This is a genomic window from Mycobacterium sp. NGS58 (assembly GCF_059812385.1).
The window spans coordinates 172,302-193,471 of the sequence record NZ_JCALCO010000006.1 but is presented as its reverse complement, the minus strand read 5'-3'; the positions used below and the strand labels follow the sequence as shown (position 1 = coordinate 193,471).

The 21,170-nt window shown below is 63.7% G+C and carries 6 protein-coding genes; 4 read left to right on the top strand and 2 right to left on the bottom strand.

The features are described from left to right. The first annotated feature begins 71 nt into the window (after positions 1 to 71). From AC5Y4H_RS08335 to AC5Y4H_RS08325, 3 genes are all read left to right on the top strand, one after another. Positions 72 to 14,027, top strand: coding sequence for a nuclear transport factor 2 family protein (locus tag AC5Y4H_RS08335; RefSeq protein ID WP_499980314.1), 13,956 nt, complete (start codon positions 72 to 74; stop codon positions 14,025 to 14,027). Between the two features lie 45 nt (positions 14,028 to 14,072). Beyond that, entirely contained in the window at positions 14,073 to 15,197 is a 1,125-nt protein-coding gene (locus AC5Y4H_RS08330) for a glycoside hydrolase 5 family protein (RefSeq protein WP_499980227.1), read from the top strand. Positions 15,198 to 15,337: 140 nt separating this feature from the next. Then, entirely contained in the window at positions 15,338 to 16,156 is an 819-nt protein-coding gene (locus tag AC5Y4H_RS08325; RefSeq protein ID WP_499980312.1) for a DUF1206 domain-containing protein, read from the top strand. 48 nt (positions 16,157 to 16,204) lie between these two features. Here the strand turns inward: AC5Y4H_RS08325 and AC5Y4H_RS08320 are convergent, their stop codons facing one another. Then, the gene (locus tag AC5Y4H_RS08320; protein WP_499980225.1) at positions 16,205 to 18,742 is read right to left on the bottom strand and encodes an excinuclease ABC subunit UvrA; all 2,538 of its coding nucleotides are present in this window, start codon (positions 18,740 to 18,742) and stop codon (positions 16,205 to 16,207) included. A gap of 122 nt (positions 18,743 to 18,864) precedes the next feature. Between AC5Y4H_RS08320 and AC5Y4H_RS08315 the strand changes: the two genes are divergently transcribed. Further along, complete coding sequence (locus AC5Y4H_RS08315) at positions 18,865 to 20,016, top strand: alpha/beta fold hydrolase (RefSeq protein ID WP_499980223.1); 1,152 nt, start codon at positions 18,865 to 18,867, stop codon at positions 20,014 to 20,016. Positions 20,017 to 20,078: 62 nt separating this feature from the next. Here AC5Y4H_RS08315 and AC5Y4H_RS08310 read toward each other — a convergent pair whose 3' ends face one another. Next, entirely contained in the window at positions 20,079 to 21,044 is a 966-nt protein-coding gene (locus AC5Y4H_RS08310; protein ID WP_499980221.1) for a sterol desaturase family protein, read from the bottom strand. Positions 21,045 to 21,170: the final 126 nt, after the last annotated feature.

Sequence of the window (21,170 nt, the reverse complement as noted above, 5' to 3'; positions counted from 1 at the left end):
CACCTTTACTCGGCCTTGACCGTGTGTTGATTTCCCTCCCCGACTATCGGAACGTGAGTACGCTTCATGCGGTGGAACTGGGGGTTTTGGGACCTCTCCAGGTGCGACGCGACGGCGCCCTGGTCACAATCCCGGGCGCCAAGCCGCGCGCGATTCTGACCATGCTCGGGTTACACGGTTCTTCGATCGTGTCGGCCGAGACACTGCTCGAGCTCTTGTGGGGCGACGATCCCCCGCGCACCGCGGCCAAAGCGCTCCAGACCCACATTTCGTCGTTGCGGCGCACGCTGGATGACGGCTTCGTTTTGACCGAGGGAACGGGATGGGTCCTCACCAAATCCGATACCGACGCTTCGCGCTACAAGCTGGCAACCAAGCACGGCCGTGAAGCCGCAGCGGCTGGCGACAGCATCCAAGCGGTGGCCCGTTTCGACGAGGCGCTGACCCTCTGGCGCGGCATCCCGGAACTGCCCGATACCCGGCGGGGGGTATCCGAGAAGACACGCTGGATAGAGGGCCACGCCGCGCTGGTCGAGGATCGCGCCGATGCTCTACTAGCGACCGGCCGGGCCGCCGAGATCATCGGCGAGCTCGAGTCGGCCGTATCCGACGCTCCCCTTCGCGAAAGGCGCTGGGGCCAGCTGATGCTCGCCCTCTACCGCGCCGGCAGGCAAGGCGAGGCCTTGGCCGCTTACCAACGAGCGCGATCGCTGCTGGCCGATGAGCTGGGGGTCGACCCCGGGCCGGAGCTCCGGCGCCTGGAAGCCGCGATCGTTGCCCAGGACGCAGCTCTGGAAGTCCCCGTAGGACAACAGCTTACGACGGTGACACGCGCCGTGACCTTCCTACTCACCGACATTGAGGGGTCGACCGCCGCTTGGGAGGCCGACGCCGAAGCCATGGCGATCGCGCTCGCGCGCCACGACGAGCTTGCCGAACACATCGTCACGTCCCGCGGAGGACGGCTGATCAAGACCCGCGGCGAGGGCGACGCCACGTTCTCGGTCTTCGATCGGCCGTCGGCGGCGGCCACTGCAGCGCTGGAGCTACAAGAGGCGATTGCCCAAGAACCATGGGCGCTGCGCGAACCCATGCGGATCCGCATCGCGCTGCATACCGGCGAGGTAGAGCTTCGCGACGGAGACTACTTCGGTCGTGCGGTCAACCGCGCTGCGCGCCTGAGGTCGCTTGCAGCGGGTGGCCAGATTCTTTGCTCCGGCGCGACAGCCGAACTCGTCATCGACTCACTGCCCGACGATGTGGTGTTCGCCGACTTGGGAATGCGCCAGCTCAAGAACTTGGCACGCCCCGAGCACGTTTTCGAGCTTCGCTTGCACGCCACCGTGGACGGTCCGGCGGAACAACCGGCCGACGCACCCCTCGAGCGGCCCGGCCTCCCCGCGGTGCTGATCGGTCCCGGTCCGTTCGTCGGCCGCACCAATGAATTCGAAGGCCTTGTGTCCGTTTGGAAGACGGCGCTCACGGGCGGCATGCACGCGGTTCTGATTGCCGGCGAACCCGGCGTCGGTAAGACGCGCCTGGCCGGCGAGTGGTCTCAACGCGTCTATCAGCAAGGGGCGGTCGTGCTTTACGGCCGCTGCGATGAGGATCTCGGGGCGCCGTATCAGCCCTTCGCGGAGGCACTGCGTTCGCTCGTGCCGTGCGTCGGCGCCACACGACTGCGCGCAGTGCGCGGCGTTGAAGCATTGCTCGCGTTGGTTCCCGGGTTGACCGATGTCCTTCCTGATCTGGCCGCGCCAACCCCTGCCGACCCGGACACCGAACGCTACGCACTTTTCGACGCGGTCGTGGCGTTGCTGGAAGTCGCCTCCGCGAGCGCACCCGTCGTCGTTGTTCTCGACGACCTGCACTGGGCCGCCAAACCCACACTGCTCTTGCTCCGTCATCTCCTGCGCTTCGGTGACCACGCCCGCGTACAGATCGTCGGGACGTACCGCAGCACCGACCTCGATCGCTCCCATCCGTTGGCGGCCATGCTCGCCGATCTTCATCGCAGCGCCGATTCCGGCACTGCCAACCGCCTTCAACTGAGCGGCCTTGACGAGGGGGACGTGACCGCGTACGTCAATGAGGCCGGCTACGACGACGAAGAGCTCGCGCGGGCGTTGGCGTCGGTCACCGGTGGCAACCCGTTCTTTCTTATCGAGGCACTGCGCCATGTCGATGAGAGTGGCGGCGTTTGGGATCCGACTACCCTGCCGCAAGGCGTCCGTGAGACCGTGAGCCGCCGACTTTCGCGGCTATCCGCAGAGACGAACAAGGCCCTTGCCGCAGCCGCCGTCGTCGGCAGCAGGTTCGCCGTGGACCTCGTGGAACGGGTCGTCGAACAGGATCTCGTTGACGCTTTCGACGAGGCGTGCAAGGCCGGTATCGTCATCGAGGAGCCCGGCGGTCGATACCGGTTCAACCACGCCATTGTGCGGCGGTCGCTCCTTGCGGAGCTGGCATCGGTGCGCCGCATGCGGCTCCACCAGCGCATCGCCGCAACGCTGGAGACCGAGCCCGGCGCCGACGACGAGCTGCTGGCTGAACTGGCGCACCACTACTTCGAATGCGCATGGGCAGGAAACGCGGCCAAGGCCGTCGAGTACTGCCGGCGTGCGGCAGACCAGGCAATGGCACGACTCGGCTACGAAGGTGCGGCTGAGCTATACGACAGAGCCTTGCATGCCCTGGAGGAACTCGACGACGAACTACCCGACCGCAACGACCAGGCTGCGGAGTTATTGCTCGCCCGCTGCGAGGCTCTGCTGGCCGCAGGCGACGTCATATCGGCGGCAGGGGCTGTCTCGCAATTGCAGGCAGCGACAGTCGATTCGGCTCGGCTAGCGGCATGGGCGACATGTTTCGACGGTGAGCTGTCGATGCTGATCCACCCGGAGCGATTGGACGAGGTCGAAGCCGCGTTGGGCGCGGCCGCCGAGAAGCTTGCTGAACTGGACGATGCCGCCGGGGAAGCCAAAGCCCACACCGTACGAGCCACCTGCCTGGCGCGGCTCGGACGAATCGCCGACTGCGAAATCGCCCTGGACGAAGCGCTTACCGCGGCGCGGCGCGCGCGTGAACACCGGCGGGTCAACGCCGTGTTGGCGGGCGCTCCGCTCGCCGCATTGTGGGGCCCCAATCCCGTTCCGCGTGCGGGCGGACGGTGTCTCGACGTGGTGCGGCTACTGCGAATCACCACCGATTCGCCTGCGGTCGAGGCGACGTCGACGCGATGCCAGGCGCTATTGGAAGCCTTCCGCGGCCGCGGTGCTGCGGCCCGAAGAATGATCGAGTCGGCCCGGCGCACGGTCACGGACCTCGGCCTGCGCCATGCACTCCTGGAAGTCGAGCAGTTCGCCGGCATTGTCGAGCTGGTCATCGATGACCCCGCTGCCGCCGAGCCGCCGCTGCGTAAGGCCTACAACGGTTTTCGCCGAATGGGCCTGGACGCCGACACCGCGGAGACCGCGGCCCTGCTCGGTCGTGCGTGCCTCCTGCAAGACCGAGACGCGGAGGCCGGCGAGTTATGCACGGAAAGTGAGCGTCTCGCTGGCCACGCGCTGAAGCCCTCGATCGCCTGGCGCACGCTTCGGGCTCAGCTGCTGTCGCGCAGCAATGATCACGTGGAGGCACGCAACGTGGCCGAGGCCGCTGTCAGTCTGGCCGAGCGCACCGACGCGTTGGTTGACCATGGCGACGCATGCCTGGCATTGGCAACGGTTTTGGCCGCCGCGGGTGACGTCTCGGGAGCACGAGCCGCCGCCGAGCGTGCCGCCGGTCTATGGGAACAAAAAGGGGCCGCCGCACTCGTTGAGAAGGCGCGTCTTGTTTTCAGCCCGCGCGAAATGCCGGCCGCCCCGGTGAGTCGGGCGCCAGCCGATGCGCCAGTTATTGAGCTCGACAATGCATGCGTACGAGTGGGCGAACGCGTGATAGCTGCCCTCCATAGCGAGGCCTGGGAGGTGGTCAAGGAGCTGTATGCGCCCGACGGTCTCGTCGAAAGCCGCCGAAAGATTGTCGGCTTCAAGCAGAGCGATCTCCCCTCGGCCGACTGGGTACACCAGAGCAGACGCGCTGTCGAAAATGACCACCTACGGTTCAAGCAAGTCGTTGTCGCCGTGCGAGGTGAGCGCCTGGCTCTGGCAAGATTGGTGATCAGCAGTGCCGACTTGAGCCCCGGGGCGCCGCGCGATGAATTTCTCCAGCTGTACGGCCTCGACGAGGACGGGCGCATCGCACTGCAGGTGTGGTTCGACATTGACGACCTCGACGCCGCCGTCGCCGAACTCGACGCCACGCACGGCAGGTTCGACCAAGAGCAGTCGCAGGCGCGGCGCCTCGAGAACGCCGCAAGCCAACTCTACGAGCGATTCAAAGTGTGCTTCGCGGCCCGCGACTGGTCCGCGATAACCGAGATGGTGGCCGACAACGTTTTGAGCGAGGACCGTCGCTCGACAGTCAACTCCGGCCGCCGACAGGGCCGAGACGCCTTGATCGCCGAACTCTCGGGGCTGGCCGAGGTCGGAATTGAGAGCGTGACATCAGACGTCATCGCGATCCGGGGCGCACGCCTGGCCCTCAGCCGTATCCGATCCTCGCGCAACACGTTCCACGTTGTCTACCTCGATATCGTCGAACTCGACGCCGACGGACGATTGGTGGCACACGTCCAATTCGATGTCGACGACTTCGACGCCGCCATGGCCGAACTCGACGCTCGTCATCTCGCCGGTGAAGCGGCAATTCACGCTCATGCCTGGTCGATGATCGCGGAATCGTACGCCTCGTTTAGCCGGCAGGAATTGCCCGCAATAAGCCATGAGTCCGCGTTTGTTGACCATCGCCGAGCAGCAGCGTTCGGGTCAACTGACCTCGCAACTTATATCCGCGCCGGGTGGGACCTCGGCCAAAAGATCACACCGTACATCGAGGCTGTCTACCGGCTGAGCGATCTCGGCGGGGTCTGCAGCTATGCGGCGCACGGTGTTTCGGATCAGGGCTTCGATGCCGAGTGGCGAGGAGTCAGCCTCGCAACGGTTAAAGGCGACACGATCGACCACTGCGAATTCTTCGACGAGGCCGACCTCGACGCCGCGCTCGCGAAGTTCGATCAGCTCAGTCGGCCGGCGCCGCGGCTCGAAAACTCAGCAACCCGAACCTACGAGCGCATGTGGCAGTACTTCGAGGCCGGCGATTGGGTGGCAATTACCGGGATGGTGGCCGAGCATGAGTTGATCGATGATCGCCGTCGAGTGGTGAACGGCGGACTCCGACACGGTCGCGACGCTGGAATCGAGGAAATGCGGGCGGCGGCCGACATCGGCTTCACCATATCGGTCGTAGATGTCAGGGCCACCCGCGGCGACCGTCTGGCTCTGGTGCGTGTTCGCGCTGCTGGGCGCGATCCCGCTGCGATCCAAAACGATGTCCTGCAAGTCGTCCAGATCGATTCCGGCGAACGGATCGCGGAAGTGATCACATTCGACGTCGACGACTTCGCCTCCGCCATTGCGGACCTCGATGCGCGCTACCTCGCCGGGGAATCGGCGACCTATGCGCGCACCTGGTTGGTGGTCGCGAAAACATTCACCTCGGTCAATCAGCACGCGCTCCCCGCGATGACACCCGACTGTGTCACCCTCGACCATCGCAGGGTCACCGCATTTGAGCCTGGCGAGCTGGCCGCGTACATCCGTGCTCCGTGGGAGCTCGCCGCAGAGCTGAACGTATACATCGAAGCCGTCCACCGGCTGAGCGACCTCGGCGCAGTGTACAGCTATGCGGCGCAGAGTGTTTCCCACGAAGGCTTCGAGAGCGAATGGCGCGGAGCCAATGTGGTGACCGTCCAAGGCGACATGATCAATCGCTGCGAGCTGTTCGACGAAGACGAGATCGACGCCGCGATATTCAGGTTTGATCAGCTCAGCCGCCCGGCAACTCGGCTGGAAAATAGGGCAAGCCAAGTGGCCGAACGCTTCTGGAGTTGCTTCGCGATCCGTGATTGGGACACGATAGCGGAGGTCCTCGCCGAGGACGTTTCCGTTGAGGATCGTCGGCGGGCCGCGAACGCGGGGGTCCGGCACGGAAGAGATGCCGAGATCGAAGACCTGCGGGCAGCTGCCAGCGTGGGCTTCGCGGACTTGACGCCGACAGTCATTGCAACGCGGGGCGAGCGGCTCGTCCTTTCGCGGACTCAAGCCACCGGCCAGGACCCCGAGGCGATTCGAGTCGAAATCCTGCACATCATCGAGATCGACGTCAACGAGCGAATCGCAGCGATCTTAGTGTTCGAGCTCGATGACCTTGTAGCCGCCTTTGCCGAACTCGAAGCCCGATACATCGCCGGTGAAGCAGCAGACTATGCGGATACCTGGTCGGTAATCACCGGTGCTTTCATCGCACACAATCGGCGCGAAATCGCCGCTGCGACGCCGGATGTGGTGAGTCTCGACCATCGCCGAGGGGCCGCGTTTGCACCCGGCGAAGGAATTGACTACATCCGTGCCGGGTGGGACCTCGACCAAACCCTCAATGTCTACGTCGAGACGGTGCATCGGGCGCACGCCCTCGGCGCGGTGTTCACCTGGGTGGGATATGGAGCCTCGCAGGAGGGCTTCGATGCGGAGTGGCGGGGCGTCGAAATCATGACGGTCGACGGTGAAATGCTCAGCCGAGCTGAGGTATTTGACGAGGCGGATCTGGAGGTTGCGCTTGCAAAGTTCGATCAGCTTAGCCAGCCGGCACCAAGGCTGGAAAACGCAGCAAGCCAGGTGTACGAGCGTTTCTTGAGCTGTTTCGCAAACCGCGACTGGGACGTGATGGCCGAGATTTTGGCCGAGGAGGTTTGCATTGACGACCGCCGCCGAATCGCGAACGCGGGGGTCCGATATGGGAGAGATGCCGAGATCGAAGATTCCAAGGCGGCCGCGAATGTAGGTTTCACGAACTTGACGTCGACCATCATTGCTACTCGGGGCGAGCGTCTCATCCTTTCGCGCACTCAAGCCACCGGCCATGACCCCGAGGCGATTCGGATCGAAGTCCTTCATCTCATCGAGATCGACACCGACGGGCGGATTGCGGCACTCGTGGTGTTCGAACTTGATGACTTCGACGCCGCCATATACGAACTCGACCGTCGCTTCCTCGCCGGCGAAGCGTCTGCACATGCACACGCATGGTCCGCGGTGGCACAAACCTGTGCTCTGTTCAATCAGCACGAACTTCCCTCGACGACGTCGGATTCGGTGTACGTCGACCATCGACCGGTTTTAGCCGTCGAAGCAGCCGATCTGCCCACGTACCTTCGCGGAGTGTGGGATCAAACGCCCACCATCAGGATCTATACCGAGGCTGTACATCGGCTGTCCGATGACGGAGCGGTCGTCACCCACGCGGTGAGGGGGAACTCGCCAGAGGGCTTCAACGCCGAATGGCGGATGATCGACGTTCTCACAGTCGAAGGTAGCCGACTAAGCCGATGTGAGGTGTTCGAAGAAGAAGACCTCGAGAGAGCGATCGCGCGGTTCGAACAACTCAGTCCACCGGCATCACGGCTCCAAAACCGCGCAAGCCAAGCCTATGAGCGCATCTACGCGTGGTTCGCGGCGCGGGACTGGGACGCCATGGCCGCAAATGTGGCGGATAACTTTTCCAGCGAAGATCGCCGGCGGGTGGTGAATGCCGGGATCCGACGCGGTCGAGACGCCGGTATCGAAGATGTGCGGGCGATCGCCGAGGTCGGCTTCGCGCTAACGATGTTGGGAGTCATTGCGATCCGCGGCGACCGCCTCGCCCTCGTGCGAGTTCGCGCGGCGGGCGCCGACCCCGGGTCGATTCAAAACGATGCCCTCAACATCGTCGAGATCGACGCGAGCGAAAGAATTGTGGCGTCCATCTCGTTCGACCTCGACAACATCGAGGCCGCCATTGCCGAACTTGACGCCCGCTATCTCGCCGGCGAAGCGGCCGTCCACGCGCACACGTGGTCAGTCATCGCAGGTATCTATGCCGCGTTCAACCGGCACGAACTCCCCGCCACGGACTGGGTCACCGTCGACCATCGGCGGGGCACACCCTTCGCGTCCGGCACGATGCTCACGTCCATCCGTGCCATCTGGGATCTCACCCCAGATCTCACGATTCACATCGAGGCTGTGCATCGGCTCAGCGATCTCGGAGCTGTCATCACCCATGCGCAGCACGGAACCTCATCAGAAGGCTTTGACGCCGAGTGGCGACAAATCCAACTTCTAACTATCGAAGGCAACCGAATCGACCGATGCGAGATCTTCGACGAGACAGACCTCGACGCCGCACTCGCCCGCTTTGATGAATTGCATCCGCGCTTCCCTCGGCTGGAGAACGCGGCAAGCCAAGTGCTTGAACGTGTCTTCGCGTGCTTCGCTGCCCGGGACTGGATCGCCCTGGCGGAGCTGGTGGCCGAAGACATTTGCTCCGAGGATCGCCGTCCAGTGGTGAATGCCGGTATCCGTCATGGTCGAGACGCCGAAATAGCGGACCTGCGGGCAATCGCGAGCATCGGGGTTAAGGACGTGACGGTTACCGCGGTAGCAACACGCGCTGAGCGCCTGACCCTTGGTCGTCTCCTCCTCCCGGTCGACGATCAAGGGCCTGAGGCCTTCCGCAACGAAGTGCTCTGTTTGGTCGAGCTCAATGCTGACAATCGGGTCACTGCCCGCCTGTTGTTCGACCTTGATGACATCGATGCAGCCTTTGAGGAACTCGATACCCGCTACCTCGCCGGCGAAGCGGCACCGTACGCGAAGACGTGGTCGGTTATCTCCGGCGCCTACGCCGCGATGAACCGGCACGAACTTTTCCCAACGACACCGGATTGGGTGAACGTCGACCACCGCCGGCCGAGGATTATCGAGGAGGGCGGGCTCAACGCATCCCTAGAATCGCTGTGGCAGCTCACACCGGACGTCAGCTTCCGGGTGGACACCGTGCATAGGTTGAGTAACCGCGGGGCAGTCTGCAGCCATGTGGCGCATGGGATTTCGCGAGATGGCTTCGACGCCGAATGGCGTGGAGTCGAAGTGATGACTGTCGACGGTGACTCAATCGATCGGTGCGAGATCTTTGACGAGACGGACCTCGACGCGGCGATTGCCCGGTTTGACGAGCTGCAGCCGCGCTCCCCCCGGCTAAAAAGCGCAGTGGCGGAACGCTTCCTGACGCACTTCGCGACTCGCGACTGGGACGCCATGGCGCAGGACTTTGCTGAGAATTATCACTTCGACGACCGCCGCCGAGTCGTGAACGCCGGGGTCTACCGCGGTCGAGATGCTGCGATCAAAGACCTGCGTGTAGCTACTGACATCGGATTGACGACAATGGCCACCGCGGACATTATTGCGAGCCGGGGCGAGCGTCGCATTCTCACGCATTGGCGCGCCTCAGGCCCTGACCCCGACGCGGTTCAATTCGATGTGCTGCAGGTCCTTGAATTCGACACCGACGAACGGGTCGCAGCGGCCGTCATATTCGACCTCAACGACATCGACGCCGCTTTCGCCGAGCTTGACGCCCGGTACATCGCCGGAGAAGCGGCGCCGTACGCCCACACGTGGTCAGTCATCTCGGGTGGTATCGCTGCGGTCAACCGCCGTGAACTTCCCGCGACAACGCCTGACTGGGTCACCGTCGATCACCGGCAGCTCCCCACGTTCGAGACGAGTGATCTAGCCGCAGCAATGCGCGACTTTTGGGACCTCACGCCGGACGCAAGTTTCCGCATCGAGGCAGTGCATCGACTCAGCAGTTTCGGCGCGGCCATTACCCACGCGGTGGCGGCGACCTCGCAAGACGGCTTTGACGTCGAGTGGCGGATGATCGAGATTTTAACGGTCGAAGGTGACCTGCTCAGCCGCTTCGAACTTTTCGACGACACCGACCTCGACGCCGCGCTCGTCCGGTTTGAGGAACTACAACCGCGGCCGCAGCAAGTCAGAAATGCGGCAAGCGAAGTGGAGCAAAGCTTCTTGGCCAGCTTTGCAGCCCGAGACTGGGACTCCATTGCGGAACTGTTCACCGAAGACATCCGGCTGGATGATCGGCGTCACCTAGTGAACGCCGGTGTTCGGCACGGGCGAGGTGCCGAGATCGCAAACATGCGGGCCGTCGCCGATGTCGGGGTAACGAACATGACGTCCACGGTTATCGCGATCCGTGGGGAGCGCCTCGTCCTCGCTCGTTACTTCATCGAAGACCGCTGGTCGGGCTCCACGGCGCTATGCGTTTCGGAGGTCAACGCCGAAGACCAACTCGTGGCGCGCGTTATATTCGACGCTGACGACTTCGATGCCGCCGTGGCTGAACTTGACGCTCGTTACATCGCCGGCGAAGCGAGCGCCCACGCAGAAATGTGGTCGCTTGTTGCAGAGATTACCGCCGGAGTCAATAGGCAAGAGGTGCCTGCGACCACTCCGGATTCGGTTTACGTCGATCATCGACCGCTCGTGTCGATTGAGGGCGTTGATCTGGCTGCCTCACTACATGCATTGTGGGACATTACTTCTGCCTTCAACGTCTACGTCGAGGCAGTCCATCGGCTGGACAAAATCGGAGCCGTCGTTACCCAGGTGATAAACGCGACCATGCAGGGGGGCCTCGAAGCCGAGCTGCGGATCGTCGAAATGGTCACAGTCGACGGTGAACTGGTAAGTCGCGCCGAGTGCTTCGACGAGGCGGACCTCGACGCCGCGCTCGCCCGCTTCGATGAACTTCACCAACAGGCGCCGCGGCTCGAGAACGCGGCAAGCCAGCTGTTCAAACGCTTTATGGCGCGTTGGGTTGCCCGCGACTGGGATGCCGTGGCGGAGATGCTGGCCGATGACGTTTTCAACGACGATCGCCGTCGAGTGGTGAACGCGGGGCTGCGACAGGGCCGAGACGCCACGATCGAAAGTATGCGAGCTTCGGCTGCCTTGGGGCTTTCATCAGTTACGTCAGCGGTTATCGCGACCCGTGGGGAGCGCCTCGCCCTCAGTCGTGACTGCTTCTCAATCCGCGACGAGCAGTCCGAAGTGGTGATTGCCGAGGTGCTCGGCATCATTGAGATCGATGGCCACGAACGGATCGTGGCACGCATCGCGCTCGACCTCGACGACTTCGATGCTGCCATCGCTGAGCTGGATGCTCGCTACCTCGCAGGCGAAGCAGCCGCCCACGCGGAGACGTGGTCGATAATCGCAGGTATCCAGGCCGCGGTCAATCGGCGCGAACTTCCCGCCACGACACCCAATCCGGGCTACATCGATCATCGTCCGCTGGTATCGGTCGAGGGTGCCGATCTGGCCGCATCCATTCGTGCGGTGTTCGACATCTTCTCGGCGTACCGCGTCTACGTCGAGGCGGTGCATCGGCTGGACCAACTGGGAGCGGTCTACACACAAGTCCATAAAGGAACGTCGAACGACGGTGTTGACGCCGAGTTGCGGATGATCGAAGTACAGACCGTCGAAGGTGGCCTGCTTAGCCGCGCCGAAGTTTTCGACGAGACAGATCTCGACGTAGCCCTCGCACGCTTCGAGGAACTGTACCCAAAAGCACCACGTCTCGGAAACACAGCAAGCCAAGTGGTCGAGGGCTTTGAACGATCCTATGCCGCCCGCGACTGGGAAGCCATGGCCGAAACGATGGTTGACGACGTACTCGACGACGATCGCAGGCGAGTGGTCAATGCCGGCGTCCGACGCGGTCGAGATGCCGAACTTGCGAACATGCAAGCCGTCGCCGACGTCGGCGCCGAGAACATTTCATCGACCGTCATCGCCACCCGGGGGGAGCGCCTCGTCCTGCACTGCATCCACCCGAGCAACGACAAACGACCCGAGGCGTTCCAGTTCCACGACGTCCTACAGATTGTGGAGATCGATGACGAGCGGATCTCGGTGGTCGTGACGTTCGATCCCGAGGATGTCGATGTTGCGTTCGAGGAATTCGATGCCCGGTACCTTGCCGGTGAAGCGGCCGCCTACGCCGACACATGGTCGGTGATTGCAGACGGTTACGCGCGCGCCAATCGACGCGAACTTCCCGCGACGACTTCGGATCACGTTTACCTCGATCATCGAGCGCTCGTATCGGTCGAGGGCGTTGATCTGGCCGCATCTTTAAGAGCCTTATGGGACATCACTTCGGCCACCAGCTTCTACGTCGAAGCTGTGCATCGGCTGGACGGACTCGGAGCCGTCGTCACCCACGTGGTGAAAGCCGCCTCGCCCGAGGGCCTTGACGCCGAAGTGCGGATGATCGCCATGGCCATAGTCGAAGGGCAGCTCTTGAGCCGCGTCGAGTACTTCGACGAGCCAGACCTCGGCACCGCACTCGCCCGATTCGAGGAACTGCACCCACAGGCGCCGCGGGTCGCAAATGCGGCGAGTCGGGCGGATGACCGCTTCTTCGCCCACACCCGGGCGCGTGATTGGGGTGCCGCGGCTGAAATGTTGGCCGACGACAGCCTTGTCGAAGATCGGCGCCGCGTCGTGAACATCGGCGCCTGGGAAGGGCGCGATGTCGTGCTCGCGAATATTCGGGATTTGGCGGAGGCTGTGGCAGGCGTAACGTCGACTGCCATTGCGACCCGCGGAGAACGCCTCGCCCTGACCCGTATCTCTGCCCCGAACCGCGACCTGCAGCAAGGTGACTTCGGCGTCGAAATGCTTTGCGTCGCAGAGCTCGACACCGACGATCGGCTCGCGACCCATATTATGTTTGATCCCGAAGATCTCGTCGCCGCGTTCGAGGAACTGGACTCCCGATATCTCGCCGGCGAAGCGGCCGCCCATTTGAAAATCTGGTCCGCCGTCACACGCACATATGCCGCCGTTAATCGGAGAGAATTCGCTGCGAGGACTGGGGACTGGGTGGGCATCGACCACCGCCGAGTGGCAGCTTTCGCGCCCGGGGATTGGACCGAATACGTACGTGTCGGGTTCGACGTCTACCAAAACTTCTACACCTACGCCGAGGCAGTGCATCAGCTGAGCGACTTAGGAGCGGTCATCACCCATGCTGCATACGGGACCACGCGAGACGGTTTCGATGCCGAATGGCGAGAGATCATGATTCTCACCTTTGAAGGCGAGTTATTCAGCCGCGGCGAGATTTTCGACGAAACAGACCTCGACGCCGCGCTCGCCAGGTTCGACGAGCTCGATCGGCCGGCTCCTGCGCTCGAAAATGCCTCGACTCGGACCTGGGTGCGCCTGGTTGATGCGTACAACCGCCGCGACATGAGCGGCTTCCTCGCCCTCATGACTGAAGACGCTCGATTGGACGACCGACGAAAGGGATTGCGCGGGATACATGATGGGCTTGCGCTGTGGAAGAACGTTCAACAACTTTTCCAGGCGCCTAGCAACTGGCGACTGAGCGTGGAGGCCATCGGGACCCGAGGATCTCGCCTTTCGCTGACCCGCCACCGCGTCCGCGACATCGATGACACTGACCAACCGATCACCTGGGAGGCCTTGTCTGTGATGGAAGTCGGCGACGACAACCTAATGAAGCAGACCATTAGCTTCGACCCCGATGACATCGATGCGGCCTTCGACGAGCTCGATTCCCGGTATCTCGCCGGCGAAGCGGCCGACCATGCGCACACATGGTCGGTCATCGCGGCTGGCTACGCCGCGCTCAACAGGCACGAGATACCCTCAACTACAGCCGACTTCGTGAGCATCGACCACCGGCGCGGGAGGGCGTTCGAGCCCGGCGACATGATCCCTTTCGTCAGTGCCACGTGGACCGTCATCCCGGACGGCAAGGGCCATATCGAGACCGTACACCGGCTGAGTGACATCGGCGTGGTGGTCACGCACGCGTTCTACGGAACCTCGCAAGAGGGCTTCGACGCAGAGTGGCGAGAAATCACCCTTTTGACAGTCGAAGGAGACGCGGTCAACCGCGGTGAGATGTTTGACGAAACAGACCTCGACGCCGCGCTCGCAAGATTCGACGAGCTCGAGCGGCCACCGCTGACACCGTCTTAAGGGCTTTTCACCGTGCCGTCGCGACACATCTCCTATGGTCGGTGCGTGAGGCGTCGAACGCTGCTGAAGCTACCGCTGCTAGTCGCGGCCGGCGTTACGCTGACCCCGACGCCCCGCGCCGCAGCGGAGCAAAACCCCTGGTCACCCGAACGAGCCAACCGCTGGTACCAGGCGCAGGGATGGCTCGTCGGCGCCAACTACATCACCTCGAACGCCATCAACCAGCTCGAGATGTTTCAGGCCGACACTTTCGACCCCCGGCGCATCGATACCGAGCTCGGCTGGGCGCAGCTACGCGGGCTGAACACGGTGCGGGTCTTCCTTCACGATCAGCTCTGGGCCCAAGATCAACGAGGATTTCAAAAACGTCTGTCGGAATTTGTCGGCATCGCCGCCCGCCACCGCGTCAAGCCCATCTTTGTCTTATTCGATTCATGTTGGGATCCTTTTCCCAAGCCGGGACGACAGCGGTCACCGAAGCCTGGGGTGCACAACTCCGGTTGGGTACAAAGTCCAGGCGCCGAACACCTCGATGACCTCGACTACCGTCGCACTCTGCGCGATTATGTCACCGGCGTGTTGACTCAATTCCGCACGGACGAACGAGTTTTGGGTTGGGACCTGTGGAATGAGCCCGACAATCCCGCGCGCGAATATCGCAACGTCGAAAGGAAAGACAAGCTCGACCGCGTCGCCGACCTGCTCTCGCTGACGTTCGGGTGGGCACGCTCGGTTGATGCGGGCCAACCGTTGACCAGTGGCGTGTGGGACGGCGCGTGGGGAGATCCTTCAAAGCGTAGCGAAATCGCTGAAATTCAACTGAACAACTCCGACGTAGTCACCTTTCACTCTTACGACAAACCAGCAGGCTTCGAGGCCCGGATCGCCGAGCTGTCCCCTTTGGGACGCCCAATCCTCTGCACCGAGTATCTGGCTCGGACAATCGGCAGCACCGTGGATGGAGTCCTGCCAATCGCCAAGCGGCACAACGTTGGTGCGATCAATTGGGGGCTGGTCGCCGGGAAGACGCAGACCTACTTACCGTGGGACTCCTGGGAGCACCCGTATACGGCGGAACCGAAGCTCTGGTTTGCGGACCTGCTTCAACCCGATGGACGGCCGTACCGAGACTCCGAGATTCTAACGATTGGCCGCCTGAGCAAGCTGTGACGGCCAGAGGGCGCGCGTCGCGCGTGGCTCAGCAGGAAAAGGGGTAATCGCCACTCGGCGCATCACGTCGAACCAAAGAGAAGGACATTCTGATGAGCGGCGCGGATAAAACCCGGAACAACCCGGGGAGCGCCAGCGAAATGGCCGGGGCGATCAGTCCCACCGATGTCGTGCGACGCGCTACATCCGAGCGGGCCGCGCAGATCGCCGCCCGCGTCGGGTATCTCATCAGCGGGCTGATGCACCTTTTGATCGCCTACCTCGTCATCCGCATCGCCTTCGGAGGTCACGGTGATGCTGATCAGACCGGCGCGTTGAGAACCATCGCCGACACCACCGGCGGTGTCGTCGCGCTGTGGGCAGTCGCGGTGGCACTGGTTCCCTTGACGCTGTGGCGGCTTGCCGAAACCGTCGTCGGCCTCCACCCGGCGGAACGCCGCCGAGATCCTCGAGATCTTCGGATAGTGAACCGGCTCAAGGCTTTCGGCCTCGCCGTTGTATATGCAGCGGTCGCAGTCACCGCGATGCAGTTCGCGCTGGGAAGGCGCAGATCGAGCGCCGCGCAAAACGCCGGGCTCAGCGCGCGGTTGATGCAGTCCACGCCGGGTAAAGCGGTTCTGATCGCGGTCGGCCTCGTGATCGTCGGAATCGGAAGCTACTACGCCTTCAAGGGAGCATCGCGGAAGTTCTGCAACGATCTCACCGTGTCGCCCGGGCGGGCAATGACGGCACTGGGCTTTTGCGGGTACGTCGCCGAAGGTGCCGTTTTGGCCGGGGCCGGCCTCTTGGTGGTCGTGGCCTCCATTCGCGCCGACCCATCGAAGGCGACCGGTCTCGACGGCGCGGTGAAAACGTTGCGAGAAGCCCCGTTCGGTACGGTGCTGATCCTTCTGGCGGGAAGCGGATTCGCCGCTTACGGCCTGTACAGCTTCGCCCTGAGCCGCTATTCGCGGATGTGACTCCGCCTCAGCAAGAGCTTCCGTGAAGATCGCCGACTTCGCCGAGCATCAGACGACGCCAACCGCTTTCGCCAGATACGGCGCCGTGCGACTGTGTTTCGCACGTGCCACTTTCTTCGGCGGGCCCGCCGCGACGACCCGGCCGCCGTCGCTGCCGGCTCCCGGTCCCAGGTCGATCACCCAGTCCGAGCCCGCGACCATCCGCATGTCGTGTTCGGCCACAACTACGGTATTACCCGCGTCGACCAGGCGGTGGAGTTGACGATCGAGCAGATCCACATCGGCGGGGTGAAGCCCGGTGGTCGGCTCGTCGAGGACATAGAGGGTATGTCCGCGCCGGGGTCGTTGTAGTTCGGAGGCGAGCTTGATCCGCTGCGCCTCGCCACCCGATAGCTCGGTCGCGGGCTGTCCCAGTCGGAGGTACCCCAGTCCGACCTCTTGCAGCGTGGTCAGGCTCCGCGCCGCGTTGGCGACGTCGACAAAGAAATCCGAGGCCTCGTCGACGGTCATCGCGAGCACGTCGGCGATCGTTCGGTCGCGGTAGCGCACTTCGAGCGTCTCGGCGGAGTAACGCGCTCCTTGACACGCCGGGCATGTCGCGTACATGCCAGGCAGGAACAACAATTCGACCGACACGAAGCCCTCCCCTTGGCAGGTGGGGCAGCGACCTTCGGCCACGTTGAACGAAAACCTCCCTGCCGTCCAGCCGCGGCGACGTGCCTTTGGGGTCGCGGCGAATTCGCGGCGGACGGCGTCGAACAAGCCCGTGTAGGTCGCCAGTGTCGAGCGCGGCGTGCGTCCGATCGGGCGTTGGTCGACCGACACCAGCCGGTTGATCTGCTCGACGCCCTCCACCGTCACACCCAAACTTGCGTCGTGATCGAGATCGACGATCCCACTGTCGGTTTCGTCATCATCGGATTCGGCTTGCTCGGCTGCGCGTCCGGTGCCGAGATGGCCGTGCACGACATCGCCGAGAACCTTGACGACGAGCGTCGACTTGCCCGAACCGGACACCCCGGTGACCGCCGTGTACACACCGAGCGGCAGATCCACGTCGAGGTCTCTCAGATTGTGGAAGCAAATGCCACCCAGCCGCAGCCGCCCGGACGGCGAGCGCGATTGGCGAGACGGCGGCCCGGCCCCGTCGAAAAGGTACCGACGGGTGACCGACGCCTCGATCTCGGCGAGGCCCGCCACCGGCCCGCTGTAGAGCACGCCCCCACCAAGTTCTCCGGCCCCGGGTCCAACGTCGACGACCCAGTCGGCACGGCGCACCACGTCCATGTCGTGCTCGACCACAAACAACGAATTACCCGCGCGCCGAAGGCGATCGAGCACCTCGAGCAGCGGTTCGGCGTCGGCGGGGTGCAGTCCTGCCGACGGCTCGTCGAGCACATAGAGCACGCCGAACAAGCCGGCGCGCAGCTGAGTCGCCAGCCGCAACCGCTGCAGTTCGCCGGGCGACACCGTCGGGGTGCGCCGAGAAAGCGTGAGATAGCCCAGGCCGAGATCGATGAGTACCTGCAGGCGTGCGACGAGATCCGCCGCGATCATGGTCGCCACTTCCGTCAACTCACCGGATTCGGTTGATTCATAAGCAGCGGCGGCATCGGTCCGAGAAGCGGTCGGGCGCAGCGTATCAGCAAGGTCGGCCAACGGCATCGCCGTGTAGTCGGCGATGGTGCGTCCCGCGAACGTCACCTTCAGCGCCTCCGGCCGTAGTCCGGAGCCCTCGCATATTGGGCACTCGACGCTGTCGACGTATTGCAGTACGCGGCGGCGCATCATCGCGCTATGGGAGTTGGCCAGCGTGTGGCGGACGTGGCGTTCGGCGCTGGAGAACGTGCCGTTGTAGTAATAATCGGCCTGCACGGGGTGCTGGCTGGGATCGATTTCGACCGTTGGTTGCTCATCGGTGAAGAGAATCCAATTGCGTTGACGCTTAGGCAGTTTGCGCCAAGGCTTGTCGATGTCATACCCCAGCGTGACGAGGATGTCGCGTAGGTTTTGGCCCTGCCACGCGCCCGGCCATGCGGCGACGGCGCCCTCGCGGATGGTGAGCGAGGGATCAGGTACCAGTGTCTCTTCGGTCACCCGATGGATCCGTCCCAACCCGTGGCACTCCGGGCACGCCCCCACCGCGGTGTTCGGCGAGAACGCATCGGAGTCCAGTCGTTCGGTGGCCCCGGGAGGATAGGTCCCGGCGCGGGAGAACAACATCCTCAGCAGGTTCGACAGGGTTGTGACGGTGCCGACCGTCGACCGCGACGACGCCGAACCCCGGCGCTGCTGCAGAGCTACCGCAGGCGGTAGCCCGGTGATGTCATCTACCTTCGGCGCACCGGTTGGCAACAGCAGGCGACGGGCGTACGGAGCGACCGATTCGAAGTAGCGGCGCTGAGCCTCGGCGTAGATGGTCCCGAACGCCAACGACGATTTGCCGGATCCCGAGATCCCGGTGAAGGCGACCAGCGCGTCACGCGGTGCGACAACGTCGACACCCCGCAGATTGTGGACCCGCGACCCGTAAACGCGCACACAAGGGTCGATGTCGTCCGCGCTTCGATAGGACATTTGGGTCATCTTGGGAGGCCGAGTACCCCCACCGAAGCCGCTGCAAGCGCGATGCTTGCTCTCGCGATTCATTAGCGGTCTGGTCTCGACCCCGTTTTAACCCTTGTCCGGCCGGGAATTCCGCCGAGGCCATGACGGAGACATCACCGAGCCGCATCCGCCTGAGTCACCACGTTGTGGAACTCGATGACGGGCGCCGGATCGGGCTGTCAGTCGGCGGTCGCGGAGTGCCGTTGTTGTTCATGCACGGGCTCCTGCTGAGCCGTAAGGCCTATCTACGGATGCTCAGCCGGATCGCCGGTATGGGATTTCTGGTCGTCGCCGTCGATGCGGCCGGTCACGGAGACACCGGGCGACTGCCCAGCGACGCGTGCGCCTTCACCGATCGAGCCGACTCCGTGTTGCGCACGCTGGACGCACTCGGCATTGGGCAGGCGGTGTTCGTCGGCCATTCGATGGGTGGGCGAATGACGATCCAACTGGCCGCCCGCGCGCCCGAAAGAGTACTTGCCGCCGTGCTGTTCGACCCGGCGGCCGGAGGCCGGTTCGACACGACCATTCCAAAACTGGTGAAGTCGCCCACCAAGGCGTTGGGCGCGGCCTACACCGCGGTCCGCGACACGCTGGGCGACCCGACGCAGCTCTCGGCCGGGGAGCAAATCACATACTTCCGCGTGCTGGGGGCGGTGGCGGTGCCGAACCTGCGTGATCCGATTGGAGCTGCGCGGACGATCAAGGCGATCATCGAATCCGGTGATTACACGCCGCTGCTGCACACCATGCGCGACGAGGGGATGCCCACGATGGTGGTGCACGCCGAAAAAGACATGATCGTGCCGTTCCCGCACGCACGCGACATCGCCAACGAGTCCGACGCCACGCTGTACAGGGTGCCCGACGCGTACCACTCGTGGATGATCGCCAATCCGCGGCAAGGAGCCGACGCGTTCCGTCAACTGCTGGATGGCGAACTGGGCGACGTGCTGCGCAACGCCGCCGACACGATGGGCATAGCGGACCTCGATGACCACGAGGCGTGGGAGCGCGAATTGCTGGACCCCGATGCGCTGGTGTTGGACTTCATCCACGGTCGCGACCGAGTCGAGATCGGGGCGGAGGAGCTCGACCACGTCGAACTCGAGCTGGTGCGCCGTACGGAGCATTCACAGGAGCGGATGTCGTGGGCTCGACGCACGTATCGCAGATGGGCGGCCAAACACCTGCATCAGGCGCGATCGAAGATCCGCGACAAGACCCGGATCAAGCCGGAGGACCGCGAATAGCCACTTCGACGCGGCTGGGTTCGCTCCTGCGCGAACCATTTATCGTGTCCGCGGATAATCGACTATTGCCCGAATGGGCGTAACGGCATGAGCGGACGATCACGAAGATTGCTGTAATGCAGTGCTTTTCGTGCATACAGGGATGGCGTCGGGCGATCCGTCGCTGCCTGCCAACTCAGCCGCAGGGGCGCCGTGAACTGCCCGAGGATGTCCGCCGGTATGGGTGTGCTGGTTCCGATGTCGCACGGCGGCCGCCTCTGCTGCCGGTAGTGCGTGCGGAACAGCACGTCCCAAACCATGGTGATCTCACCGTAGTTGTTGTTGCTCTCGGAGAGCTGGCGCGAGTGATGCCAGCGGTGAACTCCAGGGGTGCAGAACAACCAGTCGAGAGGGCCGCAACGCAGGTTGACGTTGCAGTGCGACAGCATGCCGACGAAGGTGGTGAACGAGAACAGCCACACCACCATGCCCTCGGGCGCCCCGAGCAAGTACAACGGCACCATCGAGAACACCATCATCAGCGCCGAGTCGACGGGATGAATGCGCCCGGTGTTGAGATACCAGAGGCGCGGCACGCTGTGGTGGACGGCGTGATACGGCCACAGCCACGAGACGTTGTGAAATGAGCGATGGCCCCAGTACGCGCCGAAGTCGCCGACCAGCACCACCAACGCAATCTGCCCCACCGCGGGCCACGCCTGCGGCCATAACGAGCCTCCGACGTGGCGGGCGAGCCACTGCGCCACCCCGACGGTGCCCGCCAGCACGAGGCTGTCAGCCAGCGTGCCCGGCAAACTGGTGCCGATCAGCGTGAAGACCACGTCGTGGGTGACTTGGCCGTCGGAGCGGGTCCATTCGCGCTCGAACGGCAGCACGCGCTCGAGGCCACCCAACGCCAGCATCAAGGCGAAGTAGACGCCCGCGAGGACGAGGGAACCATTGACGCCGTGGCACAGCCCCGCGGCGGTGATCGCACAGCTGACAGCAACGAGCAGCGGCCAAAGGACCCAGGATGCGGCCATGCGCATGCGCGGAGTGTACGGTTTGCTGACGGCTTCCACGCCGTTTTTCTCAACGAGGTGATGAGCGTGCGGGAGCAGGCCGGCACGAGCGGGATCGCCACGGCGAGCATAGGGCTCCGGACCGTCATCTTG

Bases quoted from the DNA above. Each gene is read 5' to 3' on its own strand.
- AC5Y4H_RS08315 (WP_499980223.1), top strand. From the start codon at position 18,865: ATGACGGAGACATCACCGAGCCGCATCCGCCTGAGTCACCACGTTGTG.
- AC5Y4H_RS08310 (WP_499980221.1), bottom strand. From the start codon at position 21,044: ATGCGCATGGCCGCATCCTGGGTCCTTTGGCCGCTGCTCGTTGCTGTC.
- AC5Y4H_RS08320 (WP_499980225.1), bottom strand. From the start codon at position 18,742: ATGACCCAAATGTCCTATCGAAGCGCGGACGACATCGACCCTTGTGTG.
- AC5Y4H_RS08325 (WP_499980312.1), top strand. From the start codon at position 15,338: ATGGCCGGGGCGATCAGTCCCACCGATGTCGTGCGACGCGCTACATCC.